Origin of the sequence: Microcoleus sp. B3-D7 (assembly GCF_036705305.1) — a bacterium.
Lineage (GTDB): Bacteria > Cyanobacteriota > Cyanobacteriia > Cyanobacteriales > Microcoleaceae > Microcoleus.
In genome coordinates this window covers 160,917-176,759 of the sequence record NZ_JAUBUE010000005.1, presented here as the reverse complement: position 1 = coordinate 176,759, position 15,843 = coordinate 160,917, and the positions used below count along the sequence as shown (strand labels likewise).

The window sequence follows — 15,843 nt, the reverse complement described above, 5'->3', positions numbered from 1 at the left end:
GAGTTGCCGGAATATGCTACACTTCTGAAAGCCACAATATAACGACAGTTTGAAACCTGTCGTTATAAAAGCGAAGTCCGCAATTAACACGCAGGCAACACACTCATTTTAGGAAGCAAGGAAAAATCATGACCCGCGCTATAATGGAAACCGACAAAGGCACAATCAATTTGGAATTGTTCGATGCGGATGCGCCTAACACAGTGAAGAATTTTGTTGACTTGGCGGAAAAAGGTTTTTACGATGGATTGGCTTTTCACCGAGTCATTCCTAACTTTATGATTCAAGGTGGCTGTCCAAAAGGCAATGGAACGGGCGGCCCCGGCTACAAAATCAAGTGTGAAATCAACTCGAACAAACATTTGGCAGGAACTTTATCGATGGCTCACGCAGGTAAAGATACGGGTGGCAGCCAATTCTTTATTTGCCATTCTCCCCAGTCTCATTTAGATGGAGTTCACACAACTTTTGGCAAAACTGAGGATATGTCAGTCGTCAATGCTATCCGCCAAGGTGACAAGATTATTTCGCTCAAAATAGAGCATTAATTTTCTCTAATTAGTTGCGTTTGCAATAAGGAACTTAGTCCTTATTGCAAACAAAACGTGTGAAATTTAAGAGTTTTAAAATCTCAAATTTATGACGGTTATCAATGATTATGCTGTGGTGACTGAGTTAACTGAACTATATTTAAAATACGAAAAAGCTCTTTGTACGAATGATATTGAAACTCTCGATAATTTGTTCTGGGATGCGCCGGAAGTCGTGCGGTTTGGGGTGACGGAGAACCTCTACGGGAGCGATGAGGTGAGGGCTTTTCGCAAAGGACGATCGCCTGTAAATGTCGATCGAGAAATGTTCAACCTCAAAGTCGTGACATTCGATGCAGACACGGCGGCTGTGACGCTGGAATTCCGCCGTGTAATGGATGGAGTGGTGCGACTGGGGCGGCAAAGTCAGATGTGGCGCAAGTTTCCGGAAGGGTGGAAGATTGTTTCAGCTCACGTTTCTTTTTTGCCGATGCAGGGATGAGCGGTGACATACCTCATATCAAGGTGAAATAATTTCCCCAGTCGGCATTTGAATTTGATTATTGTTGAGCCATTTAATTCGGCAGATATTCTTTTTTTCCTTTACTCTTAGTGCCTCTCTCTGCCTTGTCACCTATCTTCTGCTTTTTTGCTTCTCCACTTTTGTAGTAGCTTGCTCATTACCGCTATTTTCCCTGCTCCCATCTCCTAATACAGTTCATACTTGAGCAAAGTACACGGAATCGATCCATTAAAAACCGGAATTCGCCGCGATGTCCTGAGTCCCACTTTTTTACCCAACTCCTTATTTCCAGTCAAAATAAACGCATTCCAACCTTTAAAACGATTCTTGAAAATATCCCCCAACATCTTGTACAAATCTCCCAATTCGCTAGCATCTCCCAGGCGCTCTCCGTAGGGAGGATTGCAAATCAAAACGCCTCTGTCTGCTGGTGCTTCCAATTGGGATAACTCGGTTTGAGCAAACTGAATTTTACCGGAAATACCAGCTTGCTGCGCGTTCGTGCGAGCTTGAGTTAACATATCGGAATCGCGATCGCACCCTGCAATCACCTCTTTCAGTTCCGGTAACTCACTATTTTCAGCTTCGGCCCACAATTTATCCCACAAAGGTTCGTCAAAATCCCGCCAACTCATAAATCCAAACTTTTCTCGAAACAATCCCGGTGCAATATTCAATCCCTTTAAAGTCGCTTCCAAAGGCAAAGTTCCAGAACCGCACATCGGGTCTAAAAACGGCAAATCTGGCGTCCATTCTGCCATCTCCAACAAAGCCGCAGCTAGGGTTTCTTTGAGGGGAGCAAGCCCCATCGCTGGTCGATATCCCCGGCGGTGCAAACTGCCGCCAGAACTGTCTAAACTTAAAATAGCTCTATCTTGATGAATGTGAATGTTAATTAGCAAATCGGGATGCTCTACATCGACATTAGAACGCTTGTTAAATTGAAGGCGCTGTTGGTCGGCGATCGCATTTTTGACCTGCAAAGCTGTAAAGTGAGTGTGGTTCAAATTTTCGTTGCCACCGGTGCAGTTTACTGCTAAAGTATTGTCGGGATCTAAGTATTCGTCCCAAGGGATTTTCTGCACTTCGCGGTAGAGCATATCCGAGTTGTAACACCGGAATTCGGCGATCGGCATTAGCACTCGAAAAATTGTTCTCGACCAAAGATTGACGCGGTACAATAAAGCCCGATCACCCGCAAAGTAAACCCCAGTAAAATCTGGCTTGACATCCTGAGCCCCTAAACGTTCTAATTCTTGGGCGGCAATAGTTTCTAAACCGCGCGCAACTGTAGCAAAATATTGATTCATTGATAATTGGTAATTGGTAATTGCTTTTTCTCGATCGCCCTAAATTAGATAGTAGCTGGTTTTAATCCTAAGCCTCACAAAGAATACTCTACCTTAAGGTAGATGCCTCGGTTAAAAAAATACTAATTTTCCGAACAGCTTTGTCAACAGGCGATCGCCCGAAACCGCATCCAATCTACCTTACCGACACAAAAACCCACCTCCTCCGGGTGGGTTTCCGCGCACCTCACCCTTGCAAATCACAAACTGTCAGTAATACTCGTGAAATTAAAAGCTTTCACGCGCACCCCGGGTACGACACTACCGCCGTAACGCTTCACCGCACTAACTGCATCCACATCGCGCAACATATCAGGTAAAACTTGATTGAAACGCAGGTTCTTAATCGGGTAAGCAATTTTGCCATCCTCAATCCAAAAAGTACCATCGCGAGTCATCCCCGTTACTTCCAATGTTTTCGGATTCACGTAGCGAACGTACCAAGCTCGACTGACGAAAATTCCTCGCTCGGTTTGAGCAACTAAATCTGCTAAACTTTGGTCGGAACCTGTCATTACGATCGGGTAATAAGCACCTTTTGCCTCTTTGCCTTTTTGTGCGGCCCAGTAGCGGGAATAAGACAAACTTTGAGGGACGCCATCTTTGATGATTTCCAAATAGTTATTGCTCAATCCGTCGCCGAAAAAAGTATTCGATCGCAGCAAAGGATGAGCCGGATCGCGCTGCACTTGCACTAACGGGCTAAAAAGTTGTTCCCCCGCGCGGTTTCCCGCTGGTTTTCCCTCTGAATCGGCGATCGACATAAACGATCGCCCCTCGTCCGCCGCCCTCGCATCCAGCCCCCAAATCACCCACGGTAGCAAGCCCGCAAAAGCAGCGCCGTCAAGGATTACCGGATAAACGCCGGGAGTGATGGGGCGGGGGTTGCGAGATGCGATCGCCCGATCGAGCACTTGTTCTGCTAAGTCGGTGATCGGCAATTCGTTGATACTCCAAGCAGTGCTCTGAGCCCAACTAGAACCGTCTTCAACGCGAGCAGTAAAGCTGAAATCCGCCTTTGTAGACTGGTTGCAGGCGCGGAGTCCGGTTGACGAGGCGATCGCGTACAGCGACGCCTCAGTGCTCAAAGTGCCCGAACCATGAGCGCCCCCCTGGGATGATCTCGCGCAGGCTTGCTGCACCATTTCCGCCCGCGCTAGAGGCGATACAGTTGCCGTTGCTGCGTCGAAGGCGGGCGATCGCAAATCGTAGGTTTGAGGCGGCAGCAGCGGCATCCATTCGGGGTCTGCCGGCGCAATTCTGGCCAATTCTTCCGATCGCTTGACTGCAGAGGCGATCGCATCTTCATCAAATTCTGTAACAGCGGCAGAGGCGCTTTTTTTGCCAAAATAGCTAGTAATGCTCAGGTTAAATACAGTTTTGCTAATATTTTGGCTGATTTGATTTTCCGAGAAGCGGGAAAGAGATTCCTCGCCAGTAGAGAGACTGACAAATACTTCCTCTGCTTTGGATAGTTTGACTGCTTTTTCTACTACAGATAAGGCTTGGTGTTCACTTAAAAGTGCGGACGATGTTGTTACAATCATGATTGGTAATTAGGCATTGCGAATTGGGCATTGCGAATTGGGCATTGCGAATTGGACATTGGGAATTGGGCCTTGTTAGCAATTAACTAATAACTAAGAACCGATGCCCCATGCCCCATGCCCTATTACCCAATTTGAATATCCCTCACTCGCACCGGCACACAAGCATGAGTCATCTGAGCAACTTGCATCGGCTCGCCCTTTCCGCACATATTAGTACCGCACTGAACCTGCTCCGAAGCCGGCCCGAGCGCATCTATTTGATTCCAGAAATCAGTAGTCATCGCCTGATAAGTTACATCCTTCAACATACCGACAACTTTACCTTTTTCCACCTTCCAAAAAGCATCGCCGCCGAATTGAAAATTGCGCCGCTGCTGGTCGATTGAATAACTACCGATACCGTCGATTAAAATCCCGTCTTCGGTATCCGCAATCATCTCTGCCAAAGTAGCAGTATGGCTGCCGCCATCCGGGCCCGGTTCCAATCCCAAATTGGGAATTCTGACCATCGGCACGCTCGACCAACTGTCAGCGTAAGCAGAACCGTTGCTGCTACCGCGTCCGAGGCGATAAGCCGTCTCTCTGTCAGTGAGATAATCAACTAAAACCCCATCCTTGACAACGTACCAATCTTGTGATTTTACGCCCTCATCATCGTAACCCATTGTACCGCGGCCCCCTGGCTGAGTGCGATCGCACTTAAAATTCACCCAAGGTGCAGCGTATTGCAGTTTATTTAACTTATCAGTAGTAGCAAAACTCGTGCCAGCAAAATTAGATTCGTAGCCGTAAACCCGGTCTAATTCAGTTGGATGACCGACAGATTCGTGGATTGTCAAAAACAAATTTGTAGGTTTAAGAATCAGGGATTTGCAAATACCAGCAGGGATTTTCGGAGCGCGGACTTTCTCAATAGCTTCGGCGGCAACTCTTTCGACTTGACTCAACAAATCATCGGGATTAATATGTTCGTAACCGATATTAAGCGGCGGGCGTTCGTAACTGCGACTTTGGGCATCGCCGCCTGCAATTGCCGTACAGCTAAAACCCGGATAGCTGCGATAGATTGTTTGTTCGATTAGCGAGCCTTCTGTAGAAGCAAAAACCTTGTCTTCGCGGCTTGACTGCAAAAAAGAATCAGCTTTTTTGATGCCTTGTGCGCCGTGTGCTAGCAGCTTCTCGTTGATACTTAGCAGCAGTTCAGCTTTCTCCGCAACTGGTACAGAAAAAGGGTCAATGGCGATGGGAGTAATGTAGGTATCGACATATTTTTCGACAGGCACTAACCGCACTGGTTCCTTTTGAGTTAAGCGGCTGCCTTTAGCGATTTCTACAGCCAAAGCGACTATTCTTGCAACCTCTGCGGGCGTTTTGCTGTGACTGGCGGCAAACCCCCAAGCGCCGTCTAGCAGCACTCGCACCCCAAAACCGGAACTTACATTATCTGACAGTTGACTTAAAGAGCGATCGCGCGCGTAAAGATTCTGCCTTCGGTAACTGCAAAAACGTACATCACCGTACTCGCAACCTGTTTTCCGAATCAAATCTACAGCCAAATTTGCTAACTCGTTAGCAGAGATTTTTGCAGTTAATTGCACCATAGTTATTCGTCATTCGTCGTTAGTTGTTAATTATTATAGCGCTTTTCAATTTTTTGAACCATTTTCAACAAGCCTTCTATGGGCGGGCAGGATGCCCACCCCACAATAAATTCACTCTTTGTGGAACAGGCATCTTGCCTGTTCTTAAAAAAGTACAAAGAGAGAGTTTAATCGCGGGCAGAATTCCCCCCCCACAATAAATTCACTCTTTGTGGAACAGGCATCTTGCCTGTTGTTTATCATTGGGCAATATCTCAGTTTAATCTCACTCCATCTCCTGCAAAACCCCTGTCAAAATTTCCACAATGCGGTCGATATGTTCTTTCTCAATTATCAGCGGTGGCGACAAAGCAATAATATCACCAGTCGTGCGAATCAGCAAGCCTTTTTCATAGCACTGAATAAAACAATCAAAAGCCCGTTTCCCCGGCTTTCCAGCAATAGATTCCAACTCAATCCCCGCCACAAGTCCCAGATTCCGAACATCAATTACGTGCCGCACCCCATTCAAAGAATGCACCGCATTTTCCCAATAACCAGCCATCTTATCAGCTCGTTCAAACAGCCTTTCTTCCTCATAAATATCCAGCGTCGCCAGAGCAGCCGCACAAGCCAGAGGATGACCAGAATAAGTATAACCGTGAAAAAGCTCGATCGCATTTTCAGGAGCATTCATAAAAGCATCATAAATGCCTTCTTTCACAAACACCGCCCCCATCGGCACCGTACCGTTAGTTATCCCTTTTGCCGCCGTCACAATATCGGGAACCACCCCAAAATATTCCGTAGCAAAACTAGAGCCGAGTCGCCCGAATCCGGTAATAACCTCATCAAAAATTAGCAGAATTCCGTATTTGTCGCAGATCGCCCGCAGTCGCTCCAAATAACCTTTCGGGGGAATCAAAACCCCTGTAGAACCAGCCACAGGCTCGACAATTACCGCTGCAATATTAGACGCATCGTGCAAAGCGACAATCCGCTCCAATTCATCCGCCAAATGCGCTCCCCATTCCGGTTGTTTGCGGCTGAAAGCATTGTGTTCGAGATTGTGAGTGTGAGGCAAATGATCGACTCCCGTGAGCAAACTGCCAAAAAACTTGCGGTTTGTACCGATACCGCCGACTGAAATTCCCCCAAAACCAACGCCGTGATAGCCGCGTTCCCTGCCGATTAATCGTTGGCGAGTTCCTTCACCTTTTACCCGGTGATAAGCAATGGCAATTTTTAAAGCAGTTTCTACAGATTCCGAACCCGAGTTAGTAAAGAAAACGCGATCGAAATTGCCCGGAATCATCTTCACCAAACGTTCCGCTAATTCAAAAGCACCCGGATGTCCCATCTGAAAAGCCGGAGAGTAATCCAAACGCAAAACCTGCTGTTTAACTGCTTCGGCAATTGTCTCGCGGGCGTGTCCTGCATTCACGCACCACAGCCCCGCAGTACCATCTAAAATTGAGCGGTTATCATCGCTTGTAAAGTGCATATCTTTTGCCGAAACCAATATTCGCGGATTGGCTTTAAACTGTCGGTTTGCGGTGAATGGCATCCAGTAAGCGTCCATATTTGTCATCGTTTTTTTATCTTTTTATATTGATGATTCTGCCTCCAAACTATAACTTGCTACCGATTGGAGATCGCCTGACACTTATTATAAGTTTACAAACATCTCTTTTAAATGAACCGCGAAGACGCAAAGAGCGCGAAGGAAGAGAAGAAAGAGGTTTTTATCATTTCCAAGTAGAGTCTTTACCTGAAAACATCTACCTATCTTCTTCTTTCTATTCCTTCGCGCCTTCGCGGTCCATTAAATAGATATTCTTTAATTAACGATCGCAGCGACAGACTCATGCTGCAACAAACCAGTCAGCATTTTCACAGGCCTCTCGTCGTAGGGCCAGGCGAAAGCATGGCGGAAAGCAGCTTCTTGACACGCTTGCAACTGCCGAAAATCAATGATATCCAAAGTTAACAAATTCTCGTACTCGAAAGGCAGTCGCACGTTGTGCAATCCCGCGTTGTCGGTGCAAATGGCAATATCGACACCAGCTTCAAAACATCGATCAAACACAACCTTCAATTCGCGCATATCCTGCAACGTCCCCGTTTTTAGATAGGTAGTCGGGCAAACTTCCAAGCATTGACCCCTGCGCGCGACTTCTGGCAGCAATTCGGGATATTTTAAGGGAATTTGAATCCCGTGGCCGATACGCATCAGATAAGGCAGAAGTTCGGGATAACAACCAGACGTAGTTTCGTAGAGGTGGCCGGTAGTTTTGATGCCGATCGACCTCGCGTACTGGTACAATCCGACAAACTCCTCCAAACGCTCGCCAATACAATCATCGCCCCCAGCTATATCGATCGCGCAAACATATTCTCGCATCCCGGCCGCCAAATCTACGATCGCCCGATTCACTTCATAAGGCAAACGCGAGTGCATACACAAAATTTGGCTGGTAACAATCGGACAATCGCTAATTTGACTTGCCTTGCCCACAACCTTTACAATTTCTGCCATCAAATCAATGCGTTCTGACTGTTCCAAATGTTCTGGAGTCCGCAAATAAGGCGTATAGCGCAACTCCAAATAAGCCATATTTTCAAACACGTAAGCGCCCCGCATCAACCGATAGATAAAATAAGGCAAAGTCTCAACAGTTTGAACGCTTTCTACCAGCGTGTGCAGTTCCAAATACTCATTGAGAGTATTGCGCGGACGAGTGTAAAATTCCTCAAAATCCGAGTATTTTTGAAATCGATTAACCATCTCAGCATTGTGGCGATCGAAATACCGCCACAGCACCCTAGGAACGACAGAACCGCCCAGATGGCGGTGCAACTCAGCGTGTAAAGTCATGGCAAAAAAGCCTCAATTTTCTCGATTGTAACAAAAATTAATTTGACCGAAAGCAATTGGGTGTGTTGCCCCCGGACTCGTCAGTGGATCGGCTCTCACTAATTTGCGTGTCCGATCGACGTGTGAACCGATGTATCCGTGGCGTAGCCTCTCAAATCTCAAATCCAAAATCTAAAATTTAAAATTGATTGACATTTGGGACGCATTCATAGATAATCGGAGATTGTGTCAACCTGAACTGAACGCGAGAAACCCTTGGCTAACGTAGTTGTGATCGGCGCCCAGTGGGGCGATGAAGGAAAAGGCAAAATTACCGATTTGCTCAGCAAATCCGCAGATATCGTTGTCCGCTACCAAGGGGGCGTCAACGCGGGTCATACCGTGGTAGTTAACGGTCAGACTTTCAAGCTGCACTTAATTCCGTCTGGGATTCTCTACCCTGATAAAGAGTGTATTATCGGCTGCGGTACGGTCATCGACCCCAAAGTTTTAATTGCAGAGTTAGACCAGCTAGAGGCACTGAATATTTCGACGGCCTCGCTGATGATTTCGGAAACTGCTCACGTAACGATGCCCTATCATCGATTAATTGATGTAGCATCGGAAACGCAGCGGGGAAATTATAAAATCGGGACGACGGGACGCGGAATTGGCCCTACTTACGCCGACAAGTCCGAACGCACTGGCATTCGGATGCTCGATTTAATGGACTTGGAAGGGTTGCAAGAACAACTGGAATGGACGATTAATTGTAAAAATGTCCTTCTCGAAAAACTCTACAATTTGCCGCCTTTAAATCCGCAAGATGTAATTGATGAATATCGAGTTTATGCGGAACGTTTGCGACCGCACGTAGTAGATAGTTCCCTGAAAATTTATGAGGGAATTCACAAGCGGAAAAATATTCTGTTTGAAGGCGCGCAAGGCACTTTATTAGACTTAGACCACGGCACTTATCCTTACGTTACTTCGAGCAATCCCATCGCTGGTGGGGCTTGTGTGGGAACGGGAGTCGGCCCAACAGCGATCGATCGCGTAATTGGCGTAGCAAAAGCTTATACAACCCGCGTCGGAGAAGGCCCCTTCCCTACCGAAATGGTAGATGGAATAGGCGCAATTTTGGGCGAGAGAGGTGCAGAATTCGGCACTACAACGGGCAGAAAACGCCGCTGCGGTTGGTTCGACGCGGTAATCGGCCGCTACGCAGTCCGCATCAACGGCCTTGACTGTCTGGCAATTACCAAACTAGATGTTTTGGATGAATTAGAAGAAATAAAAGTTTGCGTTGCTTACGAAATTGACGGCGAAAGATGTGTTGATTTCCCGAAAAGTTCCCGGATCTTTGCTCGCTGCAAACCTATTTACGAAACCATTCCCGGTTGGAAACAATCTACGGAAGAGTGCCGGAATTTGGAAGATTTACCGCCGCAAGCATTGGATTATCTAAAGTTTTTGGCAGACTTGATGGAAGTGCCGATTGCAATTGTTTCTCTCGGTGCCAGCCGCGACCAAACTATTATTGTAGAAGACCCGATTCACGGCCCGAAACGCGCTTTGCTTTCAGCAGACGGTCATCCCGCCAAACCATTTTAGGTTTGAGATTTTAGATTGGGAAATATTGATGGGGAGATTGGGAGAGTTGAAGAGACCGAGATTCGGAGAATAGCCAAATTCCCAATTCCCAATTCCCAGTTATTATTATCAAATATTCAGCGAATTTAATTAACTTCGATCGCTGTAGCATAAATTTGATAAAATGTAAAAACAATCAACAGAAAGTCATAAAATGGAACTCGCAGTAGAATGTCAAAAGCGGGCAGAAGGCAGCAAACCTAACGCCCTCCGCCGCTCTGGATTGATTCCCGCCGTCCTCTACGGCCACAAAGGCTCTGAATCTATTTCCCTTACCATCAAAGCCAAAACAGTTGAACACCTGCTCAAAAAGCACGTAGTCAACAATACCCTAATTGACCTCAGCATTCCCGACCTCTCTTGGAGCGGAAAAACCTTGCTGCGTGAAGTTCAAGTTCATCCTTGGAAAGGCTATCCTTACCACCTGAGCTTTTTCTCCGTAGCAACTCAAGACAGCCTGGAAGTTGAAGTGTCGCTGAATTTTGTCGGCGAAGCTGTCGGCGTCAAGTTAGAAGGCGGCATCTTGGATACCGTGCTGACGCAACTGGCAGTTAAGTGCAAACCTGACAGCATTCCTGAAGCAATTGAAGTAGATATTTCTAATTTAAAGTTAGGGGATGCGCTGCACATTCACGAATTAGTTTTGCCTGCGGGAGTGGTAGCTCTCGGCGAACCAGATCAGGTGGTTGTTACCGTGCTGGGAATTCAAGCAGGTTCTGAAGCAGAAGACGCAGAAGAAGACGCAGCCGCAGCAGCTTAATTAGTAATTGCTAATAGTTGTTAACTAATGGTTGAAAAAAAGGGCGATCGCTTTCTCGCAAAAGGGCGATCGTTTTTTGCTAAAAAGGCTATTCTCGTTTGGGTTCGAGCGCCGATTTTGGGCAGTTTGTAATATTTTTTAGGTGGACTCCCTTGCCCAGTCCACAACAAAGCCTCCCACAAGCAAGAACCGGCATTGTTTACTTTGCTTTACAAAACCGGCGCTCGACCAGAAGCTACAAAAGTCGCGACGGGCGCGCAAATCTGCCATAAACCGTACTGATTCTTACATATTTAGCCGTAAAATCAAAAAATCAGCCGAGAATCCCGGTTCCTCGCCAGCAGCGGGAATCAAAAAAATTAAGAATTAGGGGAACAAGCCCGCTACTCTTAGTGTCAAACGCGAGTATAATTGTGAAACGTTTAGACTACCTTATTTAATTCCTGCCTCTGGAGCCGCCGCCCATATGCCATCAACAGTGAATACAGAATCAACAGCGGTTCAATTTAACCAACAGGGAGAAACATACTTATCCCAAGGAAAAATAGAAGAAGCGATCGCATCCTGCGAGCAAGCTTTGAAGATTCACCCTAATTTTGCACCGGCTTACAAGACTTTGGGCAACGCGCTGCAAGCTCAAGGCAGGATGGAAGAGGCGCGGCACTGGTACGCTAAAGCGATTGAAATAGAACCGAATTTTGCGGAAGTATACGCGAATTTGGGCAGCCTTGGCGCGCAGCAGCAAAAATGGCAGGAGGCGATCGGATTTTATCAAAAGGCGATCGCTATTAAGCCGAATTTCGCGGGAGTGTACCGGAATTTAGCAAAAGTATTCGGACAAATTAGCAAACCGGAAGAAGCCCAGCAGTGCTGGTATCAAGCATTTAGTTTGGAACCGGAAAAAGTAGCGCCTGGGGAACACTTGAATATGGGCGACGCTTTTTTTCGGCAGGAAAAATACCCCGAAGCGATCGCTTGTTACGATCGCGCCATAAAATTAAATCCTAATGTGGCGACTGCTTACCAAAAATTGGGCGAAGCGCTAAAAAAACAAGGCAAGTTAGAGGAAGCGACAGCATATTATCGCAAAGCTATTGAACTGAACGCAGCTCATGCGAGAAATGGCAGCGAGGGACAGCAAACTTTGGCGGGTGCCACTGCGAAAAACGGTGCAGTTAAGCAGCAGCAGCCAGCAGCAACGGCAGTCAAGCAGCCAGTGCAGCAGCCAGTGCAGCAGCCAGTGCAGCAGCCAGTGCAGCAGCCAGTTAATTCTACAATTAATATAGAAGATCCAGAAGCATACAAAATACTGGCAGAAGGCTATTTTGCTCAAGGCAAATTGGAACAGGCGATCGCAGCTTGCAAGAAGGCGCTGCAAATTAAGCCGGAAGCACCGCTTTACAAAATGCTGGGCAACGCCCTGCAAGCTGGTGGCAAAATTGATGAAGCTAAAAGTTGCTATGTCAAAGCAATAGAAATTAACCCAAATTTTGCCGAAGCATACGCTAATTACGGCAGCATTTGCGCGCAGCAAGAACAGTGGCAGCAAGCGGTTTCTGCTTACGAAAAGGCGATCGCCCTGAAACCTGATTTTGCAGGTGCTTTCCGCAATTTTGCGAAACTGTTAAGTCAGTTAGGCAAGTCCGAGGAGGCGGCTGAGGCTTGGTATCGAGCATTTGCGCTCGACCCCAAATCCGGCACCGCTGAGGAACACGAGAATTTAGCCAAAACTTTGATCGAGCAAGGTAAGGTAGATAAGGGAATTGAGTGTTACCGACGCGCGGTAGAGTTGAACCCAAATGCTGGCGCAGCTTATCACGAATTGGGCGAAATTCTTAAGGGTCAAGAACAGTGGGAAGCGGCGGTAGATGCTTACACTAATGCTATTAGAAACAATCCAGATCTTTCTTGGTCGCACAACAATTTAGCTGAGTCGCTGGTTAAGTTGGAACGGTGGGAAGAATCTGTAAATGCTTACCGCAAGGCTATAGAATTAAATCCAGATTTTAGCTGGTCTCACAACAATTTAGCAGATGTGCTGCTGAAGTTGGAACGGTGGGAAGAAGCTGTAGAGTCTTACCGCAAAGCAACAGAATTAAATCCAGATTTCAGTTGGTCGCACAACTATTTAGCAGACGCCCTGATTAAACTGGGAAGGTGGGATGAGGCTATTTCGGCTTACCAAAGGTCGATCGAACTCAATCCCGACCATTTTTGGGCGCACAACAATTTAGCAGAAGCGCTGGTCAATTTGGAACGGTGGGATGAGGCAGTTGTTGCCTACCGGCGTGCTAACGAAGTTAATCCGAATTTCTTCTGGTCGCAGAGCAAGTTGGGCGACGCGCTGCTAGAAATGGAAAGGTGGGAGGAAGCGATCGAGGTTTACCGACGCGCGGCCGAGTTAAATCCAGATTTTCCGTGGACTTATTACAACATGGCAACAGCTTTTGAGAAGCTGGAACGGTGGGAGGAGTCGATCGCCGCTTACCGCCGCGCTGCGGAAATTCAGGCGGATTTGCCGTGGCTTTCGCAAAAGTTGGCTGATGCTTTGAGGATGCGATCGCAGTGGGATTTGAAGGAGGCGATGCGTTTGTACAGGCGCGCGATTCAGGAGAATCGTGATGACGTGCAGTTGTATCACAAGGCGCTGGAGATTGCGCCGAATGATGCTGACCTTTATGTTGAGTTGGCGGATGCTTTGGTGCGGAAGAATTGGTCGGATGGGGCGATCGTCTTTTATCAGATGGCGTTGCAGATTCGGCCTGATGACAAGGCAATTTCTGAGCGGTTACAAGAAGTATTAAAAAAAAAGGGAATAACTAAAGCGGCGGAAAAGAGTGATCGGACTCCTGGGGATGCTGTGGATTATCACAAATTAGGCGAGAGTCTTCAGGGAGAAGGTAAAATAGATCAGGCTATTGTCGCATACAAAAAAGCGATAGAAGTTAACCCGAATTACTTTGGAACTCACCACAATTTAGGAGACCTTTATCAGCAAAAGTACAAGTTGGATGAAGCGGCAGCTTCTTACCAGATGGCCATTGAACACAATCCAGGCTTTGCGTGGTCATACCACAACTTAGGGGATACTCTGTTGCGGCAAGAAAAATTTGAAGAAGCCGCTACCGCATATCGCAAAGCCCTTGAACTCGATCCCAACTTTGCGTGGGCTAACTACAATTTGGGGCGAGTATTAAACCAACAGAATAAGCTCTATGAAGCGCTAGGTTACTACCAGAGAGCTAATGAACTCAATCCTCAATTATTTCCTCTAGACTTGGATGTTTTGCGGGAAGGGCTACTGCAAAGCCAAGATGCTTATAGCAGGTGGCGGGCTCAGAATTGCCCTAGAGAAGCAGACTTGCGGCAGATGGCTGAAACAGTAAAATTGTTGAATTACAAGCCTCTGATCAGCGTGATTGTACCAGTGTACAACACGCCGGAAAATTTTCTGAGGGAGGCGATAGACTCAGTTCGGAATCAAGTCTATCCTTACTGGGAATTGTGCATTGCTGACGATGCTTCCACTGCTCCTCACGTCAAGAAAATTTTGTCCGAGTATGCGGATAAAGATGGTCGAATCAAAGTTGTTTATAGAACCGAAAACGGTCATATTTCCCGCGCATCTAATTCAGCATTGGAGGCTGCAGAAGGGGAGTTTGTTTCGCTCCTAGATCACGACGACTTGCTGACGCCAGATGCGCTGTATGAAGTGGCGTTGATGTTGAACAGCCATCCAGAAGCGGACATGATATATTCCGATGAAGATAAGCTGACTGCTGATGAGAAGCTCATGGGGCCGTATTTCAAGCCTGATTGGTGTCCCGACTCGTTCCTGTCTCGGATGTACACTTGCCATTTGGGGACTTACAGGCGATCGATTATCAACGAAATTGAAGGTTTTAGAGCGGGTTTTGAAGGTGCTCAGGATTATGATTTGGTTTTGAGGTTTACAGAAAAAACTAACAACATTTATCACATTCCAAAAGTCCTCTATCACTGGCGAATGCACTCTGGTTCGACTGCTAGCAGTTCGGAGGCAAAGCCTTATGCTTATGAAGCCTCAATGAAAACTCTGCAAGAAGCTATTGAAAGGAGGGGGGAACCGGGCAAGGTGGAGGGAGTGCCGGACTATTTAGGACACTACATCGTCCGCTACAAAATCGCTGACTACAAGCTGGTAAGCATCATTATTCCTACACGCAATCTCGGCAACATTTTAGATAAATGCCTAGAATCTATCTTCACTAAGAGTCTGTACCCAAATTATGAAGTTATAGTTATCGACAACGGTAGCACAGAGTTAGAGACGGCTCAAGTAATTGCTAAATGGACAGCGAAGGAACCCCATAGATTTACCTGTTACCCGTTCGACGTTCCCTTCAATTTTTCTAAGATTAATAACTACGGGGTTAGCAAAGCGCAGGGAGATTATTTGTTATTTTTGAATAATGATACAGAGGTGATTACTCCCGATTGGCTCGACGCGATGGTGGAGCAAGCTCAAAGGTCTTCTATCGGCGCTGTGGGAGTTAAGTTGCTATATGCTGACAACACAATCCAACACGTTGGAGTTGTGCTTGGAGTTGGCGGCGTTGCCGGCCACATATACCTCGGTTTTCCCGCTAACTTCCCTGGATATTTCAGCAATGTGGTGGGGATGAACAATCTGTCAGCGGTGACAGGCGCGTGTTTGATGTGCCGCCGTGAGGTATTTGAGAGTGTGGGGGGATTTGATGAGGAACTAGCAGTTGCCTATAATGATGTGGATTTATGCTTGAAAATGGTTGAGCAAGGCTATCAAAATATTTACGTGCCTCATGTTTCTCTCTACCACCACGAATCAAAAAGTCGTGGTTACGAAGATACGGCGGAAAAAAAGGCGCGGTTGCAAAAAGAGGCAGATACTCTAGGAAAAAGATGGCAAAAATTTATTGAAAACGATCCTTGTTATAGCCCGCATTTAACTAGGGATCGTCAGGATTTCAGCATTAGAGCATAAGACCAGGCCGACCAAAAAGTCAAGTACACAATAACTTGC

Annotated in this window: 10 protein-coding genes; 5 read left to right on the top strand and 5 right to left on the bottom strand. The window is 46.8% G+C overall.

The window, feature by feature from the left end:
• Positions 1-128 precede the first annotated feature (128 nt).
• The gene (locus QUB25_RS06235) at positions 129-548 is read left to right on the top strand and encodes a peptidylprolyl isomerase (RefSeq protein WP_332982885.1); all 420 of its coding nucleotides are present in this window, start codon (positions 129-131) and stop codon (positions 546-548) included.
• A 91-nt stretch (positions 549-639) separates the two neighbouring features.
• On the top strand, positions 640-1,032 hold the full coding sequence (gene hpxZ, locus QUB25_RS06230; RefSeq protein ID WP_333182409.1) for an oxalurate catabolism protein HpxZ: 393 nt from the start codon (positions 640-642) through the stop codon (positions 1,030-1,032).
• 206 nt (positions 1,033-1,238) lie between these two features.
• On the opposite strand, the gene QUB25_RS06225 is transcribed toward hpxZ, so the two are convergent.
• From QUB25_RS06225 to QUB25_RS06205, 5 genes are all read right to left on the bottom strand, one after another.
• Entirely contained in the window at positions 1,239-2,363 is a 1,125-nt protein-coding gene (locus tag QUB25_RS06225; RefSeq protein ID WP_333182408.1) for a THUMP domain-containing protein, read from the bottom strand.
• 239 nt (positions 2,364-2,602) lie between these two features.
• Complete coding sequence (locus QUB25_RS06220; RefSeq protein WP_333182407.1) at positions 2,603-3,949, bottom strand: TldD/PmbA family protein; 1,347 nt, start codon at positions 3,947-3,949, stop codon at positions 2,603-2,605.
• 125 nt (positions 3,950-4,074) lie between these two features.
• Positions 4,075-5,553 (bottom strand): TldD/PmbA family protein, encoded by a 1,479-nt coding sequence (locus QUB25_RS06215; RefSeq protein ID WP_333182406.1) that lies wholly within the window; start codon positions 5,551-5,553, stop codon positions 4,075-4,077.
• 265 nt (positions 5,554-5,818) lie between these two features.
• Positions 5,819-7,123: an aspartate aminotransferase family protein gene (locus QUB25_RS06210; protein WP_333182405.1), complete on the bottom strand. Its 1,305-nt coding sequence runs from the start codon at positions 7,121-7,123 to the stop codon at positions 5,819-5,821.
• Positions 7,124-7,372: 249 nt separating this feature from the next.
• The gene (locus QUB25_RS06205) at positions 7,373-8,410 is read right to left on the bottom strand and encodes an adenosine deaminase (RefSeq protein WP_333182404.1); all 1,038 of its coding nucleotides are present in this window, start codon (positions 8,408-8,410) and stop codon (positions 7,373-7,375) included.
• Positions 8,411-8,665: 255 nt separating this feature from the next.
• On the opposite strand from QUB25_RS06205, the gene QUB25_RS06200 reads away from it, so the two are divergent.
• The 3 genes from QUB25_RS06200 (at position 8,666) to QUB25_RS06190 (ending at position 15,804) form a co-directional block, all read left to right on the top strand.
• Positions 8,666-10,003: an adenylosuccinate synthase gene (locus tag QUB25_RS06200; protein ID WP_333182403.1), complete on the top strand. Its 1,338-nt coding sequence runs from the start codon at positions 8,666-8,668 to the stop codon at positions 10,001-10,003.
• A gap of 193 nt (positions 10,004-10,196) precedes the next feature.
• On the top strand, positions 10,197-10,802 hold the full coding sequence (locus QUB25_RS06195) for a 50S ribosomal protein L25/general stress protein Ctc (RefSeq protein ID WP_333059165.1): 606 nt from the start codon (positions 10,197-10,199) through the stop codon (positions 10,800-10,802).
• Positions 10,803-11,268: 466 nt separating this feature from the next.
• Positions 11,269-15,804 (top strand): tetratricopeptide repeat protein, encoded by a 4,536-nt coding sequence (locus QUB25_RS06190; protein ID WP_333182402.1) that lies wholly within the window; start codon positions 11,269-11,271, stop codon positions 15,802-15,804.
• Positions 15,805-15,843: the final 39 nt, after the last annotated feature.